This window comes from Cyclobacterium salsum, assembly GCF_010119245.1.
In the GTDB taxonomy this organism is placed as follows: Bacteria; Bacteroidota; Bacteroidia; order Cytophagales; family Cyclobacteriaceae; genus Cyclobacterium; species Cyclobacterium salsum.
The window spans coordinates 1-23,315 of the sequence record NZ_WNKG01000006.1; the positions used below are offsets into that span (position 1 = coordinate 1).

The 23,315-nt window shown below is 44.8% G+C and carries 23 protein-coding genes; 6 read left to right on the forward strand and 17 right to left on the reverse strand.

Annotated features, from left to right (window positions below; genetic code table 11):
- The 5 genes from GJS45_RS11275 to GJS45_RS11295 form a co-directional block, all read right to left on the reverse strand.
- A partial coding sequence (locus tag GJS45_RS11275; protein ID WP_394366586.1) for a c-type cytochrome domain-containing protein occupies positions 1-289 on the reverse strand: 289 nt, incomplete at its 3' end.
- Between the two features lie 242 nt (positions 290-531).
- Positions 532-1,890, reverse strand: coding sequence for an acetyl-CoA carboxylase biotin carboxylase subunit (accC, locus tag GJS45_RS11280; protein WP_162341952.1), 1,359 nt, complete (start codon positions 1,888-1,890; stop codon positions 532-534).
- A gap of 33 nt (positions 1,891-1,923) precedes the next feature.
- Positions 1,924-2,376: an acetyl-CoA carboxylase biotin carboxyl carrier protein gene (gene accB, locus GJS45_RS11285; RefSeq protein ID WP_162341953.1), complete on the reverse strand. Its 453-nt coding sequence runs from the start codon at positions 2,374-2,376 to the stop codon at positions 1,924-1,926.
- Between the two features lie 110 nt (positions 2,377-2,486).
- Positions 2,487-3,050: an elongation factor P gene (gene efp, locus GJS45_RS11290; RefSeq protein WP_162341954.1), complete on the reverse strand. Its 564-nt coding sequence runs from the start codon at positions 3,048-3,050 to the stop codon at positions 2,487-2,489.
- A gap of 23 nt (positions 3,051-3,073) precedes the next feature.
- Positions 3,074-4,072, reverse strand: a complete 999-nt coding sequence (locus GJS45_RS11295; RefSeq protein ID WP_162341955.1) for a beta-ketoacyl-ACP synthase III — start codon at positions 4,070-4,072, stop codon at positions 3,074-3,076.
- Between the two features lie 296 nt (positions 4,073-4,368).
- On the opposite strand from GJS45_RS11295, the gene GJS45_RS11300 reads away from it, so the two are divergent.
- Both GJS45_RS11300 and GJS45_RS11305 read left to right on the forward strand, forming a co-directional pair.
- Entirely contained in the window at positions 4,369-4,830 is a 462-nt protein-coding gene (locus GJS45_RS11300; protein ID WP_162341956.1) for a (2Fe-2S)-binding protein, read from the forward strand.
- Complete coding sequence (locus GJS45_RS11305) at positions 4,827-6,944, forward strand: xanthine dehydrogenase family protein molybdopterin-binding subunit (RefSeq protein WP_162341957.1); 2,118 nt, start codon at positions 4,827-4,829, stop codon at positions 6,942-6,944. Before GJS45_RS11300 ends, GJS45_RS11305 begins: the two co-directional genes overlap by 4 nt.
- A gap of 25 nt (positions 6,945-6,969) precedes the next feature.
- Here the strand turns inward: GJS45_RS11305 and hslU are convergent, their stop codons facing one another.
- The 4 genes from hslU to GJS45_RS11325 form a co-directional block, all read right to left on the reverse strand.
- Positions 6,970-8,358, reverse strand: a complete 1,389-nt coding sequence (gene hslU, locus GJS45_RS11310) for an ATP-dependent protease ATPase subunit HslU (RefSeq protein WP_162341958.1) — start codon at positions 8,356-8,358, stop codon at positions 6,970-6,972.
- A gap of 13 nt (positions 8,359-8,371) precedes the next feature.
- Positions 8,372-10,858 carry an endopeptidase La gene (lon, locus tag GJS45_RS11315; RefSeq protein ID WP_162341959.1) on the reverse strand — a complete coding sequence of 829 codons (2,487 nt, stop codon included), beginning with the start codon at positions 10,856-10,858 and terminating at the stop codon, positions 8,372-8,374.
- A 197-nt stretch (positions 10,859-11,055) separates the two neighbouring features.
- Positions 11,056-12,375: an RIP metalloprotease RseP gene (gene rseP / locus GJS45_RS11320; RefSeq protein WP_162341960.1), complete on the reverse strand. Its 1,320-nt coding sequence runs from the start codon at positions 12,373-12,375 to the stop codon at positions 11,056-11,058.
- A gap of 3 nt (positions 12,376-12,378) precedes the next feature.
- A complete protein-coding gene (locus GJS45_RS11325) occupies positions 12,379-13,542 on the reverse strand; it encodes a 1-deoxy-D-xylulose-5-phosphate reductoisomerase (protein ID WP_162341961.1) in 1,164 nt (387 codons plus the stop codon).
- Positions 13,543-13,793: 251 nt separating this feature from the next.
- On the opposite strand from GJS45_RS11325, the gene GJS45_RS11330 reads away from it, so the two are divergent.
- From GJS45_RS11330 to GJS45_RS11340, 3 genes are all read left to right on the forward strand, one after another.
- On the forward strand, positions 13,794-15,257 hold the full coding sequence (locus tag GJS45_RS11330; RefSeq protein ID WP_162341962.1) for a S1C family serine protease: 1,464 nt from the start codon (positions 13,794-13,796) through the stop codon (positions 15,255-15,257).
- 301 nt (positions 15,258-15,558) lie between these two features.
- The gene (locus tag GJS45_RS11335) at positions 15,559-15,951 is read left to right on the forward strand and encodes a 3D domain-containing protein (RefSeq protein WP_162341963.1); all 393 of its coding nucleotides are present in this window, start codon (positions 15,559-15,561) and stop codon (positions 15,949-15,951) included.
- Positions 15,952-16,063: 112 nt separating this feature from the next.
- On the forward strand, positions 16,064-16,276 hold the full coding sequence (locus GJS45_RS11340) for a hypothetical protein (RefSeq protein ID WP_162341964.1): 213 nt from the start codon (positions 16,064-16,066) through the stop codon (positions 16,274-16,276).
- 60 nt (positions 16,277-16,336) lie between these two features.
- Here GJS45_RS11340 and GJS45_RS11345 read toward each other — a convergent pair whose 3' ends face one another.
- From GJS45_RS11345 to GJS45_RS11370, 6 genes are all read right to left on the reverse strand, one after another.
- Positions 16,337-16,975: a flavin reductase family protein gene (locus GJS45_RS11345; protein WP_202928073.1), complete on the reverse strand. Its 639-nt coding sequence runs from the start codon at positions 16,973-16,975 to the stop codon at positions 16,337-16,339.
- The gene (locus GJS45_RS11350) at positions 16,975-17,418 is read right to left on the reverse strand and encodes a hypothetical protein (protein WP_235954721.1); all 444 of its coding nucleotides are present in this window, start codon (positions 17,416-17,418) and stop codon (positions 16,975-16,977) included. Before GJS45_RS11350 ends, GJS45_RS11345 begins: the two co-directional genes overlap by 1 nt.
- Before the next feature lie 57 nt (positions 17,419-17,475).
- Positions 17,476-17,739, reverse strand: coding sequence for a hypothetical protein (locus tag GJS45_RS11355; protein WP_162341965.1), 264 nt, complete (start codon positions 17,737-17,739; stop codon positions 17,476-17,478).
- A gap of 82 nt (positions 17,740-17,821) precedes the next feature.
- On the reverse strand, positions 17,822-18,502 hold the full coding sequence (locus tag GJS45_RS11360) for an SDR family NAD(P)-dependent oxidoreductase (RefSeq protein WP_162341966.1): 681 nt from the start codon (positions 18,500-18,502) through the stop codon (positions 17,822-17,824).
- Between the two features lie 170 nt (positions 18,503-18,672).
- Positions 18,673-19,374: a GTP cyclohydrolase I FolE gene (gene folE, locus GJS45_RS11365; protein ID WP_162341967.1), complete on the reverse strand. Its 702-nt coding sequence runs from the start codon at positions 19,372-19,374 to the stop codon at positions 18,673-18,675.
- Positions 19,334-19,744 carry a 6-pyruvoyl trahydropterin synthase family protein gene (locus GJS45_RS11370; protein WP_162341968.1) on the reverse strand — a complete coding sequence of 137 codons (411 nt, stop codon included), beginning with the start codon at positions 19,742-19,744 and terminating at the stop codon, positions 19,334-19,336. Before GJS45_RS11370 ends, folE begins: the two co-directional genes overlap by 41 nt.
- A gap of 317 nt (positions 19,745-20,061) precedes the next feature.
- Here GJS45_RS11370 and GJS45_RS11375 point away from each other — a divergent pair, with 317 nt between their 5' ends.
- Positions 20,062-20,820 carry a murein L,D-transpeptidase catalytic domain family protein gene (locus GJS45_RS11375; protein WP_235954722.1) on the forward strand — a complete coding sequence of 253 codons (759 nt, stop codon included), beginning with the start codon at positions 20,062-20,064 and terminating at the stop codon, positions 20,818-20,820.
- Here the strand turns inward: GJS45_RS11375 and GJS45_RS11380 are convergent.
- The gene (locus GJS45_RS11380; protein ID WP_162341969.1) at positions 20,767-22,470 is read right to left on the reverse strand and encodes a L,D-transpeptidase family protein; all 1,704 of its coding nucleotides are present in this window, start codon (positions 22,468-22,470) and stop codon (positions 20,767-20,769) included. The two genes, GJS45_RS11375 and GJS45_RS11380, sit on opposite strands and share 54 nt — an antisense overlap.
- A complete protein-coding gene (gene kdsA / locus GJS45_RS11385; protein ID WP_162341970.1) occupies positions 22,467-23,315 on the reverse strand; it encodes a 3-deoxy-8-phosphooctulonate synthase in 849 nt (282 codons plus the stop codon). Before kdsA ends, GJS45_RS11380 begins: the two co-directional genes overlap by 4 nt.

The window sequence follows — 23,315 nt, forward strand, 5'->3', positions numbered from 1 at the left end:
CCGGAGGGGGCATCATTTCGGATTCGTCGCTGCTCTCCAGTCTTTTGATCACTTCAGAGGCGTTGGGCTTGCCGGGTACAATGGCATGGGCTTCGGGGTTCTCCTTTAACGCCGCATAGGCACTCTCGGCCAGGTCCAGTCGCAGGCCGGCTTCCCGCTTGTTTTCGTCCGGCCCATGGCAGGCGTAACAATTGTCCGAAAGAAGCGGGCGAACATGGAAATTATAGCTGATCTGATCTGTTGAATTCAGGCCATTTCCTTCCGAAGGACTCTCCGAACAGGAGGCCAAACAGCAGAGGGTGATTAATAATAAAAAGGAATACCTAAGCATCGATTACAGACTTTCTTAATTTACTAATAGTCAACAATTTCATAATTAATCGCTGAAATTACAAGCGATTAGTGAAATAGCCCTAAAAATGAAGGGTAGGCGGAAACAGTACTCCTTTAGGCGGCAAGAATTAAAAAAGGGAAGACCATGGTCTTCCCTAAAATACCTGAAAATCAGAATTCAAAAGATGAATGTTTGAGTTAGCTTTTTTCCTGAGAAATGCTGGAAAAATCAAAGGTATCCAGGAATTTGGTTGTAAAATTACCAGCGACAAATTCTGGGTCATCCAGCAGCGCCAGGTGAAAAGGAATAGTGGTCTTGATGCCATCAATTACAAACTCTGCCAAGGCGCGTTTCATCCGGACGATTACTTCTTGTCTGGACTGTGCACTTACGATCAACTTGGCGATCATGGAATCGTAATTGGGAGGAATCACATAACCGGCATAGACATGGCTGTCAATTCGGACCCCTTTTCCGCCAGGCAAATGCAGATTTACAATTTTGCCCGGGCTAGGCCTGAAACCATTGGAAGGGTCTTCGGCGTTAATCCGGCATTCCATGGCATACAATTTTGGAAAATAATTTTTACCACTGATGGGCTCCCCTGCGGCGACCTTAATTTGTTCTTTAATAAGATCAAAATCCGTCACTTCCTCTGTAATGGGATGTTCTACCTGAATCCGGGTATTCATTTCCATAAAATAGAAATTACGGTTTTTATCCACGAGAAATTCAATGGTACCGGCTCCTTCGTAGGAGATGGCTTCTGCCCCTTTTATGGCAGCTTTTCCCATTTTCTCCCGAAGTTCATCCGTAATAAAAGGGGAAGGCGTTTCTTCCACGAGTTTTTGATGCCGCCGTTGAATGGAGCAATCCCTTTCTGATAAATGACAGGCTTTTCCAGTGGAATCTCCTATGATTTGAATTTCGATGTGCCGAGGCTCTTCCACAAATTTTTCGAGGTACAATCCGGCATTGCCAAATGCTGCGGCGGATTCCTGCCGGGCATCATCCCAGGCTTTTTTAAAACCAGCAGGCTCCTTGACGATTCGCATGCCCCGCCCGCCACCTCCAGCGGTGGCTTTTAGGATGATCGGGTATCCAATTTCCTCAGCCAAAACCAAGCCCTCTTCAACGGATTTTAACAAGCCCTTGGAACCAGGGATGGTGGGTACCCCTGCTGCTTCCATGGTGGCCTTGGCTGTGGCCTTATCCCCCATTTGGTTGATCATTTCCGGGCTGGCACCAATAAATTTAATGTTGTATTCTTCACAAATACGTGAAAATTCAGCATTTTCGGAAAGGAACCCATAACCTGGATGAATGGCATCTGCATTGGTGATTTCTGCCGCTGCGATAATCCGGGGAATATTTAGGTATGAATCTTTACTGGGCGGAGCACCGATGCAAACTGCTTCGTCTGCGAAACGCACGTGCAAACTATCTTTATCGGCAGTGGAATAGACCGCAACTGTCTTCACGCCCATTTCCTTACAGGTTCGGATGATCCTTAGTGCAATTTCCCCTCTATTGGCTATTAATATTTTATTAAACACGTTGTTTTGAGTCAATTTAATTGGAAAAAACGATCAATTCTGAGGTTCGACCAGAAAAAGCGGTTGATCGTACTCAACGGGAGAAGCATCCTCTACCAAGACCTTCACTATTTTTCCGGAAACTTCAGATTCTACCTCATTAAACAGCTTCATGGCTTCGATGATACAGACCGTTTGTCCTTTTTGAATGCTATCACCCACATTGATAAAAAAATCAGAATCAGGATTGGGCGATCGGTAAAAAGTACCAATCATGGGAGATTTTACTTCCAGAAAATGGGAACCGCCGGGATTGGTGTTTTCCTGCGAATCCGCTGCCGGTCGAGCTTCTTGTCGGACCACAGGGGGATTATCGACACTTTTTGCGACAGGGTTTTCTGAATTTTTCTTGATAGAAAGCTTGAATTCATCCGTTTCAATTTTGACTTCGGCCAGCCCGGAATTTGAAATAAAGTCAATTAATTCTTGTATTTCTTTTGCCTTCATAAATCAGTTTATTTGGTTATCTTCAGAGAAAAGGATTTCCCTGTTGACGAGGTTCTGTTTTTATTTATTAAAACTATGTAATATAATTAATTTCTGCTGAAATATCAGCATTATTTCACCCTTTCCGAGTAGGAACCGTCCCGAGTATCTACTTTAATAAGAATATCCTGTTCTACAAAAAGCGGCACCATGACAACTGCACCTGTTTCCAATGTGGCCGGTTTCAGGGTATTGGTAGCCGTATCTCCTTTGATCCCCGGCTCTGTATAGGTCACCATCAGTTCTACGAAAGGCGGAAGTTCCACCCCCAGAGGCTTTTCTGTTTCTGCATGAATCAAAATATCCACAACCTGCCCTTCTTTCAGCAGTTCGGATCTTTCGATCAGCTTTTTTTCAATCGGAATCTGCTCGAACGTTTCGGTATCCATAAAATGAAAACCAAAATCGTCATTGTAGATGTATTGATGAGGTCTTTTCTCGACTCTGGCAGTGACTACCTTTTCTCCTGCATTGAAAGTTTTGTCCAGCACTTTACCTGTGGTGAGGCTTTTGAGCTTGGTTCTTACAAATGCGGGGCCTTTGCCGGGTTTGACATGCTGAAAATCAACTATCGCCATGATGTCGTGGTTGAATTCTAAACAAAGTCCATTCTTAAAATCAGCTGTGCTTGCCATATATAACGGTTATTATAAGTTTTTTAACGTTGCGGGTCGTATCCCCATTTTAAATATATCGCTCCCCAGGTAAACCCTCCCCCAAATGCCGCCAGGATCAAATTATCACCTTTTTTTAGCTGGGATTCGTAATCCCAAAGGCATAACGGTAAGGTGCCGGCGGTGGTATTCCCGTATTTTTCAATGTTCAACATAACTTTTTCCGGCCCGATGCCCATTCGGTTTGCCGTGGCATCAATAATCCTTTTATTTGCTTGATGTGGGACCAGCCAGGCCACATCCTTTGCGTCAAGCTGATTTCTTTTCATGATCTCGGCACTCACGTCAGCCATCTTGGTAACGGCAAATTTAAATACCGTTGAGCCTTCCTGAAAAACGGAATGTTCCCGGTTTTTAACGGTTTCCAATGTGGCTGGCTTTCGACTGCCCCCTGCCCGCATGTGCAGAAAATCAGCACCGGAACCATCGGTATGGAGTAAAGAATCCATTATTCCCAATGATTCCTCGGTAGGCTCCAGAAGGACCGCTCCGCCGCCGTCCCCAAATATAATACAGGTGGTTCGGTCCTGATAATTCACGATGGAGGACATTTTGTCCGCACCGATTACAATCACTTTCTTATGAGCTCCAGTTTCAATAAACTTGCTGGCGATGGTCAGGGCATATAAAAATCCCGAACAGGCAGCAGAGATGTCAAAACTATAGCTATTTTTTGCTCCAACATTATCCGCCACAATATTGGCAGTGGCAGGAAAAAGCATGTCAGGGGTCACCGTTGCACAAATAATTAAATCAATTTCCTCCGGGTTGGTATTGGTTTTTTCAAGTAGTCCTTTTACTGCTTCGGTGCCAATCACGGACGTACCCTGATTTTCTCCTTTTAATATTCTTCTTTCTTTGATTCCGGTCCTGCTGGTGATCCACTCGTCATTGGTATCAACCATGGTTTCCAGTTCTTTGTTGTCCAAAATATAATCCGGTACCCAGGCATGAACGCCTGTAATTACAGCTCTTTTTTTCATTTGATGTATCTTGTCTCAAAAAGGAATTGGGCAGGACTGTCAGTTGTCTCCATGGTTCTGACAGCGAATTTTGGCAAATTCCGGTTTTTTACTGTTTATTTTAAGGTTTGATCCCGACAGTATTAAATTAAGAATCCCAAAATTATTTAAAATGTCCTTGCCCACCAAAGATTTTACGGATATATGGAAAATAAATGGAGATTGTGCTGCTGGTCTCACTTTACTGAACAGGTTCATTGTATTTCTCCGTTGAATTAATTAAATTAATCGATATAGATGGAAACCCAAAGGATATCATGAAAATTAGTGTAAATAATAAAGAATATACTGTGGAAGTCGATGGGAACCCCAGCCTACTGGAGGTTCTCCGGGAGCAACTGGATCTCACTGGAACCAAATATGGTTGTGGGGAAGCAGCTTGTGGAGCCTGCAAGGTGTTGGTAAATGGCACACCCACTCCCGCCTGCATTACTCCTGTAACCAGTGTACAGGGAAAACAGGTCCTAACCATAGAAGGATTGGAAACCGAAGGGAAGTTGCATCCGGTTCAGCAAGTTTTTCTGGAGGAGGACGTGTTTCAGTGCAGCTATTGCGCTCCCGGAATGATCATGACCGCAGTCGCACTGGTGGAAAACCAAAAGGCAATGGGAGAACAGGAGATTATTGACGGGATGAATGGAAATATATGCAGGTGTTGCACCTACCCCGCTATTGTGAAAGCACTCCATAAATTAACTCAAACAGAGACTAAAGGATGAAAGATACCCTGAATAATCAACCCGATACAATGAAAAAACCGGATCCGGAAAAGGGGATCAGCAGGAGAAAGTTCTTCAAATATATGGGGACCGGAATTGCCACTTATTTCGTTTGGACAGATTACCTGGCTTCCGAAGCCCTTTTTCCCGGAGAAAATGCACAGGCGGTTCCTGATCAACTGTCTTCCTGGATTCATGTTTCCGAAACGGGAGCCATCACGGTGTATACCGGGAAAGTGGAAGTAGGGCAAAATATCCGGACCTCCCTGACGCAGGTGGTGGCCGAGGAGCTTTTCGTTCCGGTTTCGGCTATTACGCTGGTCATGGGGGATACGCAGCTTACTCCCTACGACAGGGGTACCTACGGAAGTCTTACTACCCCGCAGATGGCACCCATTTTGCGAAAAGCGGCGGCCAGCCTGCGGGAAATATTGCTACAGGAGGCAAGAAAGGAGTGGAACCTCGGAGAAGTGGAGCTGACCTTAGAAAAAGGCACTGTACAGCATCCTGGAAATGGGAAGAAACTGGGCTATGGAAGTCTCGCCAAAGCCAAGCATTTGCTTCAACCTATGGATGAAAACGTAAAGACCATTCATCCGGATAAATGGAAGGTTTCCGGAACCTCTGTGGGTAAAATAAATGGAGAAGATTTTATTACCGGTAAGCATCGGTATGTCTCGGATAGGGTACTTCCTGACATGGTATATGGGAAAGTGCTCCGAGCTCCTGTATATGGTGCTAAACTGCTTCGGGCAGATACTACCCGTGCCGCCGAATTGCCTGGTGTGCAGGTGGTAAAAGAGGGGGACTTTATTGGCGTGACGGCAGCAAATTCCCGAACGGCCGCAATGGCACTTGCCATGATCGAAGCCGAATGGGAAAAATCCCCACAGGTCCCCGGCAATCAGTTATTTGAGCACTTGGAGGAAAGTGCCGGGAATACCGATCCGGTACCAGCGGCAGTTACGGATGCCTTTAGTAATGCTACTACAAAAGTGGCGCATGATTTTAAGGTCAGCTATATCGCACACGTGCCCCTGGAACCCAGAGCGGGTTTGGCCCGGTGGACCGGTGACCAACTGGAAGTCTGGACGGGCACGCAAAGACCCTTTGGGGTTCAGGAAGAGCTTGAGCATGCGTTTTCTATTCCCAAGGAAAAAATCAGGGTATACATGCCCGATACCGGCTCCGGATATGGAGGAAAGCATACGGGAGAGGCCGGAATAGAAGCCGCCAAACTAGCCAAAGCAACAGGCCGACCGGTCAAAGTCAATTGGACCAGGGAAGAGGAGTTTAAGTGGGCTTATTTCAGACCGGCGGGGTTGATTCGGGTAAAGGCAGCCCTAACTGGTAACCGAATCTCCTCCTGGGAATTTCATAATTTCAATTCGGGGGGAGCCGGAATCTCATCCCCTTATTCCGGACAGAACAACTACCAGGAATACCACCGCTCTGATTCTCCCTTAAGGCAGGGATCCTATCGTGCATTGGCATCTACGGCGAATATCTTTGCCATCGAATCCATCGTCAATGACCTCGCGGGAATGGCCCGGACGGACCCAATGCAATTCCGCTTGGATAATCTGGAAGACGAACGCTTAAAAGCCGTTATCAAGGCTGCTGGCAAGTCCTTTGGTTGGAACCGAAAAAAGGTTAGTGCCAACCATGGATTTGGGATGGCCTGTGCGGCGGTAAAGGGAGGTTTTGTGGCCACCTTTGCGGAAGTGGCGGTAGATCCTGACAGCAGGGAATTGAAGGTTTTGGGGGCGGTTACTGCTTTTGAATGCGGAGCAATTCTGAATCCCAGGCATTTGGAGAGTCAAATTACCGGATGTGTGCTGCAGGGGCTGGGAGGGGCACTCTTTGAGGCCGTTGAATTTAATGAAGGGAATGTTTCCAACGCATTTCTATCCTCCTACAGGGTTCCGCGATTCAAGGACGTTCCAGAAATGAAGGTTGTGCTGGTCAACCGCAAGGATCTTCCCTCGTCCGGAGCAGGCGAAGCGCCCATTACGTGCATTGCTCCTGCGATTCGAAATGCGATAGACGATGCCGTCGGGGTCAAACTTTATGATTTGCCCATGCTTCCCTCTGGGGTTGTTCCCCGGTCTTAATGAATGGGTTAACGGCCCTCTCCCCTTATAGGATATACTGAGAAAGATCTCGGTTCTTGACCAGACTGCTTAGCCTTTCCTGAACCATTTCTTTGGTAATCATGATTTTACTATTGGGTCCGATCGTGTCGGGAACCTCGAAAAGAAAATCGTTTAAAAGGTGGCTCATTACGGTATGAAGTCTTCTGGCACCAATGTTTTCCACCTCTTCGTTGATGCTGAAGGCCAAGGCGGCGATCTCATGGATGGCATCATCCGTGTATTCCAGGTATACTTGCTCTGCTTCAAACAAAGCCTGGTATTGTTTGGTCAGGGCATTTTTGGGATCCTTCAGGATTTTATAGAAATCACCCCTGGTCAGGCTGGATAATTCTACCCGGATCGGAAACCGGCCCTGTAATTCCGGAATAAGATCCGAAGGTTTGCTGACGTGAAAGGCTCCTGCGGCAATGAACAATACGTGGTCGGTGTGAACCAGGCCATACTTGGTGTTTACGGCACTTCCTTCGACAATGGGGAGTAAATCTCTTTGCACGCCTTCACGACTCACATCTGGCCCTCCTCCGGATTTTCCGGAACCAGATGCAATTTTGTCGATCTCGTCAATAAAAATAATGCCGTTATTTTCAGCGAGATGAATTGCCTGCTCCTTTACCTCATCGAAATCAATTAATTTGGAGGCTTCTTCCTCCATTAAAATTTTCCTGGCTTCGGAGATGGTTACTTTTCTTTTTTTGGTTTTTTTAGGCATCATATTGCTCAGCATGTCCTGAATACCGGCCATACTGGCTTCATCCATCATACCATTGCCAATCATGCCTATTCCCGAAGAAGCAGATTGTTTGACATTGATCTCGATTTTCCGCGATTCCAGTTCCCCGTCTTTTAATTTTTCCCGAAACCGTTCGCGTGTTTTTTCATTCAATTCCTGCTCGGAGGCCTGATCCGGGTTGAAATTCTCTCTGGAAGTAGTACTGGGAGTAAATCCACTTCCTTTTACCGGAGGAATAAGGATATCCAGTAGCATGTCTTCTACAATCAGGGCTGCCTTTTCTTTCACTTCTTCGTTTTTGGTTTCCTTGACCAAATTGATGGCATGTTCTACCAGGTCCCGGACCATGGATTCTACATCCCTGCCCACATAACCTACCTCGGTAAATTTAGAGGCCTCCACCTTGGTAAAAGGAGCATTGGCGATTTTGGCTAGTCTTCGAGCGATTTCTGTTTTACCTACCCCGGTGGATCCAATCATTAGAATATTATTGGGGACGATGTCTTTCTGAAGTTCGGACTTGACCATCAGTCTTCTGATCCGGTTTCTAAGTGCGATGGCTACATTTCTTTTGGCATCATTTTGCCCAATAATGTATTTATCCAACTCAGCAACAATCTGCTTTGGTGTCAAATGATTCATGGTGTTCCTGTCTTTAGTTTCCCCCGTTTTCCCGGGATTTTGTATTAAAGGTAAACGTCACCGGATGGTCCACTGTTTCGGGAAGCAGCGCGATGCGCAATACCTCACTTACATGGTCCACAAAATGGAAGTTAACTCCTTTAAGATAGCTTTCATCTATTTCTTCAATATCCCGCTGGTTACGCTTACAAAGCAGGATATCCTGGATTCCTGCCCGTTTGGCAGCCAGAATTTTTTCCTTGATTCCCCCAACCGGCATTACTTTTCCTCGGAGGGTAATTTCACCTGTCATCGCCAGCTTGGATTTTACTTTTCGCTGGGTATAAACGGAGGCAATGGCCGTGAGCATGGTAATCCCGGCAGAAGGGCCATCTTTCGGCACCGCCCCTGCGGGAACGTGTATATGCAGATCGTATTGGTCAAATACCCGGTGATCAATATTCAGGGTGTCTGCCTGCGATTTAAGGTAGGAAATGGCCGTCATCGCTGATTCTTTCATGACATCTCCTAATTGACCGGAAAGGGTCAATTTTCCTTTTCCACGACTGATACTTGCCTCTATAAAAAGGATTTCACCACCTACGGAGGTCCATGCCAGTCCAGTGACTACTCCCGCCAGCGAATTGTCCTGATAGATTTCTTTGTCAAAGATTTCACCGCCCAGCACTTTACGCACCATTTGGGGCGTTATTTTTTTCTGGTAGGTTTCTTCCAAAGCGATCGATTTGGCAATATTTCGTATCATTTTCCCGATTTGCCGCTCCAGGCTTCGAACTCCCGATTCTTTCGTATAGTCCTCAATAATTTTGACCAGTGCCTCTCTGGCGAAGTTGACGTCTTTGGCTTTTAAGCCATGCTCTTTACGTTGTTTGGGCACTAGGTGTCTTTTAGCGATTTCTACTTTTTCCTCCATGGTATACCCTGTCACCTCAATGATCTCCATACGGTCCCGAAGAGCAGGTTGTAGGGTTTCAAGGGTGTTGGCAGTAGCTATAAATAAGACCTTTGATAAATCGTAATCTACCTCCAGGTAATTGTCTACAAAAGCACTATTTTGCTCGGGATCTAAAACCTCCAGAAATGCAGAGGAAGGATCCCCTCTAAAATCGGAACTCAACTTGTCAATTTCATCCAGTACGAATACGGGGTTTGAGGACTTACCCTTTTTCATATTCTGGATAATTTTTCCAGGCATAGCACCCACATAGGTTTTTCTGTGGCCCCTGATCTCCGCCTCATCATGAAGTCCTCCAAGAGACATACGGATGTACTTTCTTCCCAGAGCTTTAGCGATGGATTTGCCAAGGGAGGTTTTTCCAACCCCCGGAGGTCCATAAAGACAAAGGATGGGTCCTTTCAAATCTTGTTTTAACTTTAAAACGGCCAGGTACTCAATTATCCGATCTTTTACCTTATCCAGGCCAGAATGGTCCCTGTCAAGGATTTTTTTGGCCCGATTGAGGTCAAAATTATCTGTAGTATATTCATTCCATGGAAGTTCTACCAACACCTCAGCGTAATTAAGGGAGATTGGGTATTCCGCTGCTGCGGGATTCATCCGTAGGATTTTATCCAGTTCTTTATTGAACTGCAAAGCCACTTCCTTAGGCCATTTTTTCCGCTTTCCTTTGGAGCGAAGTTCTTCCACTTCTTTTTCCGGTCCTTCTTCGCCCAATTCCGTTTGCAGCACTTTCATCTGCTGTCGAAGGAAGTAGTCCCGTTGTTGCTGGTCGATATCTGTGTGGACTTTTTTCTGGATTTCGCTTTTGAGCTCCAGCATCTGTATGTCCTTCATCATGAATTCCAGCAATAGCGTCGCCCGCTCAATACCATCGTTTATTTCCAGCAGTTTTTGCTTGGATTCCACCGGGGCATTGATATTGGAGGAGAGAAAATGCGTTAGAAAGGGCGTGCTGTCAATGTTGTCCAGGGCTACCTGAGCCTCTCGCGGGATCTCTGGATTTAACTGTAGTATTTTAAATGCGGCCTCTTTCAAGGACTGCTCAAGGGCCTCGATTTCCTCGCTATTGTTGGGAAAGGTTTCTTCCAGGTAGCGTACATTTGCCAAAAAATAGGGATCCTCCGTAAGTTCTTTATCGATCTCAAAGCGTTTTTTCCCCTGAATGATTATGGTTGTGTTTCCATCCGGCAAGACAATCATCTTGATGATCTTTGCCAATGTTCCCACATGGTAAATGTCTTCCCAGGAAGGATCTTCCATGTTGGGATTTTTCTGCGCACAAACCCCAATAAGTTTATCTCCTTTTTGAGCTTTCTTGACCAGCTTAATAGACCGTTGCCTGCCTACCGTTATAGGGATTACCACTCCGGGAAACAAGACCGTATTTCTTACCGAAAGAATGGGTATTTCTTTGGACAGGTTCTCTTCTTGTAATGCGCTCTCATCCTCGTCATCAGTAATCAGTTGTATCAGATCTCCTTCTCCCGAATAATCGCCTAACATTAATGAATGATATAGTTGATTGTCGTTATTGTTCATACAGACAGAATGACAGGTGTAATGCCATGTTTAATTTTTGATGTTGAAAAAACCTCTGGTAAGCCAGAGATTACGGTAAAAGTAACCAAGGCTTGTGCCAACTTGGTACTACGAACAAATTGTCAGGTAGTAAAGTAATACGTGTCACAAGCCTTGCGTCCTGCTGGAAAAGCTTTCACTTTGCCAGTGAGTCAGGGTCAGGCACCTGTGAATATTTTAAGTATATCATTGCCGATGGCAAATACCATGATTGCCAGAAGCAATACCATTCCTACTTTCTGTGCATTTTCCAGAAAGCGATCCGAAGGACTTCGGCCTGAAATCATTTCATATAATAAAAACATGACATGTCCACCATCCAGGGCGGGAATGGGAAGGAGGTTCATAAATGCCAGAATCATGGAAATCAGACCGGTAATAGACCAGAATTTAGTCCAATCCCAGGTAGAACCATAAATTTTTGCCATGCCGATGGGACCGCTGACATTCTTGGCAGAAACCTCTCCGGTAAACATTTTGCCCATGGCCCGGGCATTGATAATTACGATACTAAAGGCTCTTTCGGTTCCTATAGGAATTGACTCCAAAAAAGAATAGGTTTTTCTCACCGGTTCCAACAGGTTTTCTACTGCAATACCGATCGTACCCTCTTCGCTGACATCCACTTGGGTTATCAATTCCTGTTTCTCCCTTTCTATGATAAGCTCCACGTCCTGGCCTTTTTGTTCTTCCAAGGCCGCCTGGAGTTCATTGAAATAATAAACTTCCGTCTCATTGACGGCAAGTATTTTATCTCCGGGCTGCAATCCGGCTTTTTCTGCATTGCCATCAGGACTTACGTCCAATACAGCAAAGGGAAACCGGATCTGCACGAAGTTTGACATGCTTTCTTCGTTAGAAAAGGAGTTAATGAATCCTCTGGGAATGTCCACACGCAGGCGTTCACCCCCTCGTTCCACGGTATAAAACCCATCAGAACTCAACAAGGCATCGCCACTACTGAGGTCGTTCACAGATTCATAAGGAATGCCGTTGATATCCAGTATTTTATCTCCGTCCTGCAAACCGATCTGCTCTCCAATGTCATACGCCACTATTCCATGTTCCATCACCTGGTCTCTGGAATAAAAGGTTTCCCCTCTATCGTATACCAAAAAAATAAAAATGAACACACCCGTAACAACGTTTACGAAAATACCTCCTAACATAACGATTAAGCGCTGCCAGGCTGGTTTGGATCTAAATTCCCAGGGCTGTGGCTCGGCGGACATTTGTTCTGAATCCAAGGACTCGTCGACCATTCCGGAGATTTTGACAAAGCCTCCCAAAGGAATGGCTCCAAGGGAATATTCAGTGCCCTTCCATTGAAAACCGGCGATTTTGGGAGGAAAACCGATGGAAAACTTTTCTACCCGCATGCCAAATAATTTTGCTGCCAGCAAATGTCCCATTTCGTGCAGACCTACCAATAGTGACAAGCCCAGTAGCAATTGTGCTACCATTATTAATGTATCCATTCTTTATAATCTACTGATGATTTGTTCTGATAATTTCCGGGTTTCCTGATCGGTTTGAATGAGATCATCCAAACTCGGCGTTTCAATAAAACCAATTTTTTCCATACTCTGTTCAATCAAGTCGGACATTTCAAGAAATCCTATTCGATCCTGCAAAAATGCTGCCACGGCTACTTCGTTGGCAGCATTTAGAGAACAAGCCACGTTTCCTCCTTTTTCCAGGGCCTGGAATGCCAGGCCTAGGTTTCGGAACGTTTCTTTATCGGGTTCTTCAAATTCCAGGTTCGGGTATTTTTTGAAATCAAACCTGGGGAATGAGGATTTAATCCGATCCGGGTAGGACAATGCAAATTGTATGGGGATACGCATATCGGGTAGACCAAGTTGCGCTTTTATAGACCCATCTTCAAACTGAACCAGTGAATGAATGATGGATTGCGGGTGGACCACTACCTCAATTTGGTCTGTTTTCAAATTAAAAAGCCACTTGGCTTCAATTACTTCCAAACCCTTATTCATCAGCGAGGCCGAATCGACGGTGATCTTGGCTCCCATGTCCCAATTGGGGTGCTTTAGGGCCTGTTCCTTGGTGACACCCGCCAGGAATTTTTTATCTTTTCCCCGAAAAGGCCCACCGGATGCAGTCAGAATTATTTTTTCAATGGGATTGTGGAATTCACCCACCAAACATTGGAATATGGCAGAATGCTCGGAGTCTACCGGATAGATATTGACTGCTTTTTCCCGGGCTCTACGGGTGACCAGATCTCCCGCCACTACCATGGTTTCCTTGTTGGCAAGTGCAATGGGTTTTCCCGCCTCGATTGCTTTTAACGTCGGAATAAGTCCGGCATAACCCACCAGGGCAGTCAGCACAATGTCTACCGTTTCCATTTCTACTATGGAGGCAATTGCATTTTGACCTGCAAATACTTTTATAGGATACTTCGCTAGTCGCTGCTTGACATCGGCATACAAGGCCTCATTCCCGATCACCACCGCATTGGGCTGAAAGCGGATGGCCTGCTCAATAAGTAATTCCTTATTGTTCTGGGCAGTCAGAATTTCGGCCTGAAATTTTTCCGGATGTTGTTGGATGACTTCCAGGGTTTGGGTGCCAATGCTTCCCGTGGAACCCAGGATAGCCACTCTTTTGATTGTTGACATGGGGTCGTTTTACTTTCTTAAAAAAGTACACTGCTAAATCCGGCAGCTTCAATTAAAACTACTGACAAATTTACAAGGTAAAAACAGTTTTCCCTGATTTTTTTGACCTTTTTACACATTCCCCTTTTTTGGCATAGAATTAGAAATTACATCGGCCTAAAAGGTGGCCCCGGTTTCTTTACTAAATTGTGTTAAATTAACCGATGGGATATTGGAGGTTTTCGTAAAACAGAAAAACTAGTCACAAAGTTATGCAAAAATATTTGGTTGTCATCATCACTTCATTTATAGGGGGAATTTTGGGAGCGTGGTTTTTTGCTACTCAACTGGATGTCCCTCAGAATAACCTTCCAGATCAAGAATGGCAGGAAAACCTGGGCTACCGCACCTCCAATGTGGAGGAAGGGTCAAATGAAAGGGAAGAAACCGATAAAAATCAAACGGAGAGGGTTCCGGACTCATTTGTAGACGCTTCTGAAAAAAGTACCGGATCAGTGGTGTTTATAAAAAACTTTTCTGGAACAGACTCCCGGAGGTACAGTATTTTTGATTATTTCTTCGGTCAGGGAGTTCCACAGCCGACCGTAAGTACCGGATCAGGGGTGATTTTTTCTGAGGACGGATACATCATTACCAATAATCATGTAGTGGAAAGGGCAGAAACCATCGAGGTGGTCCATAAAAAACGAACCTATAAAGCCAGCTTGATTGGAGCCGATGCCAATACGGATATTGCCGTGTTAAAAATTGAGGCCGACGGTCTGCCAGCCATAGAAATTGGCAGTAGCCGATCTCTACGAATAGGGGAATGGGTGCTGGCAGTTGGAAACCCCTTTAACCTAACTTCCACAGTGACCGCAGGTATCGTATCGGCAAAGGAGAGACAAATCAATATCATGGGAGGAGAATTTCCATTGGAGTCATTCATTCAGACAGATGCACCGATCAATCCTGGAAATTCGGGAGGTGCGCTGGTAAATGTCAACGGAGAATTGGTGGGAATCAATACGGCTATTTTGAGCCGAACCGGATCTTACACCGGATATGGATTCGCTGTTCCGGTGGATATTGCGACCAAAATTGCCAACGACCTGATTCGGTTTGGAGAGGTTCAAAAGGCCATTCCTGGGCTGGAAGTCGGTGAAATTACGCCGGAGCTGGCCGAAGAAATGAATCTGAAATCGCTGGATGGAGTGGTGGTCTCCCACGTCATTCGAAATGGTGCAGCAGAAAGATCCGGTATTCAGCAAAACGATGTAATCGTGAGTATAGATGGAAATCCCATTTCAGGAAAAGGTAGTTTTGAAGAAGCATTGTCTTACTATTATCCAGGGGATAAGGTAAAGGTGGCCTACCTGAGGGATAACGTCCGTCAAGAATCAGAATTAACGCTCCAAAATCTATTAGGAGGAACCGGAATTATTGAAAAATCTTTTTACTCCTCCCCTTTGCTTGGGGCAAAACTAGAATCCATTAATACAATTGAAATGGATCGTTTTGGCTTGGAATATGGAGTGAAAATAACGGGGCTGACCAGAGGCTACCTTAGGGATTTAGGGATGGGAGAAGGGTTCATCCTTACCCAAGTTAATGAGAAACCGGCAGAAGACCCGGAGGAAATAGGCCAGTATCTTGAAGCGTTCAGCGGGCGATTAAGAATAGAAGGAATGACAGCTGGTGGTCGGCCATTTGTGCAAGAATATACCATTCAGTAGTTACAGTTTATGGGGTTTTATCGTTAACTCACCGACGCGTTTTTGTTCCCCTTATCAAGGTTTCGACAAAGACCTTGATTGGATGGGTCCTTTCCCGCGCCGGGATTTGATGTATTTTTTGTATATTTGTACTTATAAACGACGTGTAGTGACCTGGTAATCTGCCAATTCTGCAAGCCTAAACACCGGTATAACCTTCGCTGCGTCCGCGCATTTTCTACCTACTACATGTGCATGGGCTCCATTTAGTAATGGGGAAAATGGAATCTCCAGGAGCTATAGCTGTTAATCACATTGAATCATGAAGTATCGTACCAAAAATCATCACCTTATCGTTTTTTCTTGTCTATTGTTTCTGGTATCCTGCACGGAAACCAAAACAATGAAAGTAACGGCTACGGCCTACAATTCATTAGAGAGCCAGACCAAAAAGGGAGATGCCGTGACAGCCGCCTGGGGAGATCAACTCCAGCCAGGTATGAAAGCGATCGCCGTTTCAAGGGATTTGCTGGAGCTTGAGGGCATTGAACATGGCTCGAAGGTATCGATAGCGGGCTTGCCAGGAAAATTCACCGTGTTGGATAAAATGAACAAACGGTGGAAACAGAAGATTGATATCTATATGGGGGAAAATGTGGGGCAAGCTAAAGAGTGGGGCAAAAAGAAGGTGGAAATCAGCTGGCAGGTAGACTAAAAAGTAAGCTAAGTGTCATTTGGATTTAATGTAGCCCAACAATGTTCCTTGATGAACAAAATGCCCCAACTCTCAGGTGCCAGGTAATGGAAATTAGAAAATCGCTCGCTACATGAACAAAGGAAGACGCGAAGAACTGACAAAGCTCAAGTACATCAGAAGGTGCAAAGCCATGGGATATGACCCCAAGAAGAGTTATGCCTTCAAGGCGCAGGGAAAGCCATGTAGCTGTAAGCTCTGCCGCAATAATAAATACGTCAGAACAGTCAAGCACAAAAATATGGGTGGAGACCGGGAATGGTATCGGGACCGGACACACTATTAAAAGATTTTTATCTAATCTAATCCCGGTTTTCTGGTTTTCCCTGACTTATTCCAATCCTTTTTAAGAGTTACCTATTTCTTTGACCGGTTGATCAGGTTTGGGATAGGCTAGTCGGGCTAATTTTTTGCCTAAGTGATAACCATCCAGTCCGGACACCGTAACCGTACCGAGTTTTTCAAGGTCAATAAAACCCTCCTTCCCTAGAGCATCTTCCTGAACATAGACCTGATCGATGCTTCCAATAACCAGTACCGTATCACTTACAGAGAGGGTTTGCCGATCCAGGAGCGTACAACCCACCTTCAAGGGGCTTTCCATTACATAGGGGGCAGGGAATTCGTCTCTGTACTCTTCTGTTAGTCCGGTGCCCTTAAATTCTGAAATGGGCCAACGTGCAGCGCAATGATGGGCTTGTTTGTAAATGGCTTCAGTAACATGATTTAGTGTAAAAAAGCCATTTTGGATGATGTTTTCAAGGGTGTGTCTTTCAACCGTATGTGGTCTGAATAAAACCCCTACCGTTGGCGGCGAGGCTCCGATGTGGAAAACCTGGGAAAAAGGTGCCAGGTTGGTTTCGTTGTTTTGCAGATTAACCGTTCCAATGAGGTTAAGACTTTTGTAGCCACTCAGGCAATTAACAAAATCCCTGCGGAAGGATTTGTCTGTCTGAAGGATCTCTTGCTGGGTAAAGTGCTTCATCAGGTTAGAATTGCTTCCTCCATAGAATCACAATATTTAATGTCCAGATTTTCGATAATGTTTCCCGGATTATTCTCAAGGATTTGCTTTTTGGCAATCATCACCATTTTTTCAAACCATTTTTCCGGCGGAAGGATTTTACGGTGTACGGTAATGCCCTCAAAATACATTGCCTTTTTCCAATCTAAAAAATACCACTCCATACTGGGCTGGTGGAAGGCACGCAATGCTCTTTTGTCAAAAATAAATTTATGGTAAGAACCCTTTTTAACGACTGATGCTATTTTGTAGAATGTGTCTTTAAAATCTTCAATGGGAACATAATCCACAAGCAGTTCGCAAATGATTATTCCACGGGATTCATCGACATATACTTTGGCATACCTTCCTTCAAAAGAAAGGTCAAAGTTTTCCATCGCTGATTTATTTAGGGTGTCGTTCATTTTTGCCTCTTTTTAAATCAAATACCTTTTAATTTACGGAATTTTTGAATAATGGATTTAATGAAAAGAGTTTTTCCGATGTTTTTTTTCATTTTCCACCTCTTCTTTAAAATTACCCAGGTCTTCTTCTAACTTGATCGCGTAATTGATGGTTGTTTTCATCAATTCCTGCTGCGCTCCAATTTGCTCTTTTAAACGAGAGAGTTCGCGATTCATTTCGGCTAATTTTTCCTCATATGCCTTTCTCAACCGCTCTTTTTCAAGCTGCGCTTTCTTAAGCTCTGCTTTAAAGATCAAAAATGATTCAGGTGGAGTCCTCATATAGTATGCAATTATTTTTTCAGGGACAATACCCTAATCGTTACACTTTGTTCAACATAAAGGTTTTAAAGAAACGAAACTTTTATCTTACGGCGGACATACCTCCATCGACCTTTATTACTTGTCCGGTCATCCAGGAGGACTTTTCAGAAAGTAAAAATAAAATGGCTTCTGCCATATCTTCCACCCTGCCAAACCGTCCCAAAGGATGCCTTTTTCCAGCAGCTTCTTTTTTTTCAGGGCTGGAAAGTAACGCTTCTGCAAGGGGAGTGTCCGTAAGCGAAGGGGCCACGATATTTACCCGAATGCCTGCCGCCGCCCATTCGGAAGCAAGAGAACGCCCCAGTCCTTCCACCGCTCCTTTCGCCCCTGCGATGGATGCGTGAAAACCCAAACCCGTCTGAACGGCCACAGTACTAAGCAGCACCACGGATGCGGCACCTGATTTTTTTAGTGGTCGCTGAAGGGCCTGCAAGACCTTTATCGCCCCCAGGTAATTTATTTCTAGATCATTCCTGAAATCGGCCAGGTTGAAGCGGTGAAAGGGTTTCAATTGAATGGTTCCTGGACAATATACCACTCCGTGAATTTTTTCAGGCACACCCGCAATTTCTTCAAAGTCTTCCGTCACATCCAATTTGTTTTCACCTTCCTGAGATCGGGAATAAGAAAACACATTGGCTCCTTCAGCTTGAAGCAATGCGTTAACTTTCTCTCCGATTCCACTATTTCCTCCGATTATTACTATGTTACTATTTTTCATAATATGTAGTTGCTACGTAAATAATAATGAATAAACCTTCAAATTGTTTTATTAAAAGTAGCGAAAAAGAGGATTCATCCATTTCAAAAAAAACTCCCCCGATATTTAATCGACGGAGTAATTATTTAGAATCAAGATGGTAACCGCAATAAACGGATTTCTCGGTAAGATTACCTGGGCAATTCCAGGTATTTGAGAAATTCGTTTCGCTTCTGGTCTTCGTTCTCGAATCGACCGCTGTAAAAGGACGTTACCGTGCTACTACTCGTATCTCGAACGCCTCTACTGGATACGCACATGTGATCGGCATCCAATATTACCGCTACATCCTCCGTGTTTAAGGCAGCTTTCAGTTCGTTTCCAATTTGTACCGTTAATCGTTCCTGGACCTGGGGCCTTTTGGCAAAATATTGGACAATGCGATTTATTTTGGATAAACCAATCACATGGCCATTAGAAATATAGGCCACATGTGCCTTGCCATAAATCGGAACAAAATGATGCTCGCAATGAGAATAGAAGGTGATGTCTTTTTCAACCAACATTTCATTGTAGCGAAATTTATTTTCAAAAAGCTTCGCTTCAGGCTTGTTTTTTGGGTCAAGGCCGCTAAAAACTTCTTTTATAAACATCTTTGCCACTCGTTTTGGGGTGCCTTTCAGACTGTCATCTGAGAGGTCCAAGCCGAGAACATGCATGATTTCTTTAAAATGTTTTTCTATTAATTCCATTTTGAGATCATCATCCATTTCGAATGCATCCTCTCTTAATGGTGTATCGTGAGAAGATGAAAGGTGTTCATCTCCCAATTCTTCAATGGTCTGATTAAGATCAATTCCCGCTGAATTCAACAAAGTTTCTTTCTGTTTCATATAATCGAACTGTTAAGTCGTATTTCTTTTCTATTTTTTCCCTCAAAATATTCCAAATAACCACAGCAATGTTTTCTGCAGTTGGGTTAAGTGCTTTAAATTCATCTGTGTCTAAATTTAGGTTTTTGTGATCGAATTTATCAGTTATATGTTCCCGGATAACGTCTTTCAATCGTTTCATATCATATACATACCCCGTCTCCGGGTCAATTGGTCCTTCCAACTTCACAATTAAGTCATAATTATGACCATGATAGTTCGGATTATTGCATTTTCCGAAAATCTGTTTGTTCTTTTCTGCTGTCCAGGCAGGATTATGGAGCCGATGGGCCGCATTGAAATGTTCTTTTCGGTAGATGGCTAATTTCATAGATTCACTAACAGGGATTTCCCTTTCTTTGTTTATTATTTAATTCAAAAAACTCAACAAAAACTCCACGTTTATCTTTGGAGTTGCTGGCTTCTCAAAGGAAAAAGGACAACAAATCGTTTGATGTTAAGCATTTTTCAAGCCAAACAACAAGAAAATAAGCCTGTTGGGTTCAAAATAAAAAAAATATTAACCGAAAGAAAAGCATCAAAATAAATTAGGGGAGTGAAACTTAACCTAAATCAAATGGTGTTATTAAGTTACCTTTGGCGGCGGATCCTTTCATCCTGATCCGGCATGAAACTAAAATTTAATCCATGCAACAACTTGTAATCATTCTTCTTTTTTTCGCCAGCTCAGTGTTTTCTTCTGGCGATGCAAACGTGTCGGTGTCGGATTTAAAGGCTTCCACGCAATTAATGGCTCCTGAACCCAACAGCCCCCCTGAATTGGCAGAAAGCATTTGGACAAATGTAAGAAAACAAGCTCCGGCATTACGGAAAGAGGTTTTGAAGGTAGCGGTTCAGGGCTACCGCATTCTGATCGAAAAAGGGATATTACCTGAGGGCAAACCCCTTACCATTATCGATTTTGATTTGCCTTCTACCGAACGGAGATTATGGATCATCGACATGAATACTAAAAGCCTGACTCATGAATCGCTGGTTGCACACGGTAGGAATTCCGGGGAGTTACTAGCCAGAAAATTCTCCAATAAATCGGAGAGTTTTATGAGTAGTCTGGGCTTTTACCTCACAGGAGAAAGGTATGTGGGCAAGCACGGGGCTTCATTACGTCTGGATGGATTGGAAGAGGGAATCAATGATCAGGCCCGAACCAGGGCTATCGTAATCCATTCGGCTGACTATGCAACGGAAACGTTTGTTAAGAGGCACGGAAGGTTAGGCAGAAGCCTGGGCTGTCCGGCACTTCCAAAGGAAAATCACGAAGAGGTGATCGACCTGATTCGGGACAAAAGCTGTCTTTACATTCATGCCAGCCAGGAATCATATAAGGAGAAGTCAATTTTCCTCTCCCACAACGCTGAAAGCGACAGGGGTCTGCAGCAATTTTAAAAGTTCACTGTCACGATCATAAATATCCTTTCGAATATTTTCATTATGGTTGGAATCGGTCCAAAAGGTTAGGTAAAGGATGATAACAGGAATCTTTTGATTTAGTCTGACGATTTGTTCTGTATTTTGCTGCATAGCACTCCGGATTCGTTCATCCGACCAAAGAGGCTGGTCTTTCAATAATAACTGGGCCAATTCAAAAGGCTTCTCTATGCGGATGCAGCCGGAACTCAGTGCCCGGTCTTCTCTGTAAAACAATTCCCTGGAAGGGGTATCGTGAATGTAAACACTGTAGGAATTGGGGAACATGAATTTGACCAATCCCAGGGAATTTTGGGGGCCGGGATTCTGCCGGATCAGGTAGGGGAAATTGGCTCCGGTCATTTGCTGCCAATCCACGGTGGTAGGGTTGATTTCCTGTCCTGACGGATCGATCACCCGCATATTTTTTTGGGCCAGGTAATTGACGTTTTTCCGGATAGCAGGTAGCACGTCATTTTTTAGGATAGTGGGGGGAATGGTCCAGGTAGGACTAAAAACCAGGTAGCTCATGTCTGCATTAAACACGGGTGTTTTCCGGTAGGATTTACCGACAATTACATTGGAATGAAGCAGGGTGTCCCGATTGCGGATTAGATCCATGGAATAGTTGGCAATGTTTACCAGAATAAATTTCTGTAGCGTGGTATCCGGCAGCCACCTTATGCGCTCCAAATTCACCGCTACCTTATCCATTAATTGTTGCGGACTCTGGTTAAGGGCTTCGAGGGTAGCCCGGCCAAGTACCCCATCTGGCTGAAGCCCATTTCTCAATTGGAAATTTTTCACGCCTTCTGCTGTGACGCTATCGTATACATGCAATTCCTCCTCCGGGAGGGGGAGACCTACCATATCCTTCCAAAAAACTAATTTCTCCCGAATGATGGGAATCTGTCCGTGTCGTTGGTTGATTTTCACCGGCTCTTCTGTAGCTAATGGCATCCAGTTTTTCCCTTCGTAGGCATTTGCCATTCGTTGGTATTTCTTCATCGATAGCCGCATTCTTTCGTATACGGGAAATCGGGGTCTCAGACTTTGAAGCACGTCCCGAACATTGTCGCCTGCCAACGCAAGGTTCAATTTCCCCAAAATACCGGGTTCGTTTTCCTTGCTTCGGATATCCCAAGTTCCCCTGAGGTGCTCGGGGTGGACTTTTCCTTTAAAAAGATGATGGGAATACAAAACAAATGCGTCGCTAAGAAGAATATCCAACAGGGCAAGTTCTCTTTCCGAGAGGGATGTTCCTGCCATGTCTTTATCAAAAAGGGCGTTGACAGCTTCAAGGTGATAATCCTCAGGCACCAACCCATCGAACCTCGCCTGGCGGATTAAATACAGAAGTTCCCTAGCCTTACAGGTGGGTTGTTGTGCACCCGACCATCCGGGAAGAAAGGCTCTCTCGGAGTAGAAGGTGAGCAGAGTAGACCTGGAATGGATAGGGGTTGGGTTGTTCGCAACGCTTAGCTGGGTTTCGTTTCCTTCCAGCAGGGATCTGATTTCCAACGCAATAGGGGCATCGTTTGAAAAAGCCTTTATCGGGAAAAAGGTCACTTCTGACAGGGTTGATAGCAGGAGAAGAAGGAGTATCCGGAAACCGATAACTGTACTCATATCAGTGAAAAATCTTTATATCGGTCCCCCATCTCCCAGGCCTCCCTGATCATAGCGAGAAATGCTTCCATTTGGGAAAGCGGAACCATGTTAGGGCCATCACTAAGCGCCTTGGAAGGTTCGGGGTGGGTTTCTATAAAAAAACCATCTACCCCCGCAGCTCCGGCTGCACGAGCCAGGTAGGGAGCCATTTGCCGCTGTCCGCCACTGCTTCCCAGGTTGGCTCCGGGTTGCTGCACACTGTGGGTCACATCGAACACCACCGGTGCATACTGCCTCATTATCGGTAGCGCACGCATGTCCACCACCAAATTATGGTAGCCTAAGGCAAAACCCCTCTCTGTCAGGCATACGTTCTGATTGCCCGTGGAGCGAATTTTATCCACGGCGAACTGCATGTCTTCCGGGGCCATGAATTGCCCCCTTTTTATTTTGACTGCTTTTCCGGAATTTCCAGCGGCCAGTAAGAGATCGGTTTGCCGGCACAAAAACGCTGGGATTTGGATGACATCTACGATAGAAGCCACAGATTCTATCTGGTAGCTTTCGTGTACATCCGTAAGTAAGGGGACTTCCAGTTGCTTCCCTACTTCTTCGAGTACCTTCAGGGACTGATCAAAGCCAATGCCCCGAAAGGAATTACCGGAAGTTCGGTTGGCCTTATCAAAGGAGGCCTTGAAAACGTATTCAAATCCATGACTTTGGGCATACGCTTTCACCTTGCTTCCGATTTCCAGACAAATGTCCAGGCTTTCCACCGCACAGGGACCGGAAAACAACACCGGCTTATCTCCCCCTAAAATCAGTTGATTCCGAATGGTCATGGTGTAAGAACTTCTTTTCAT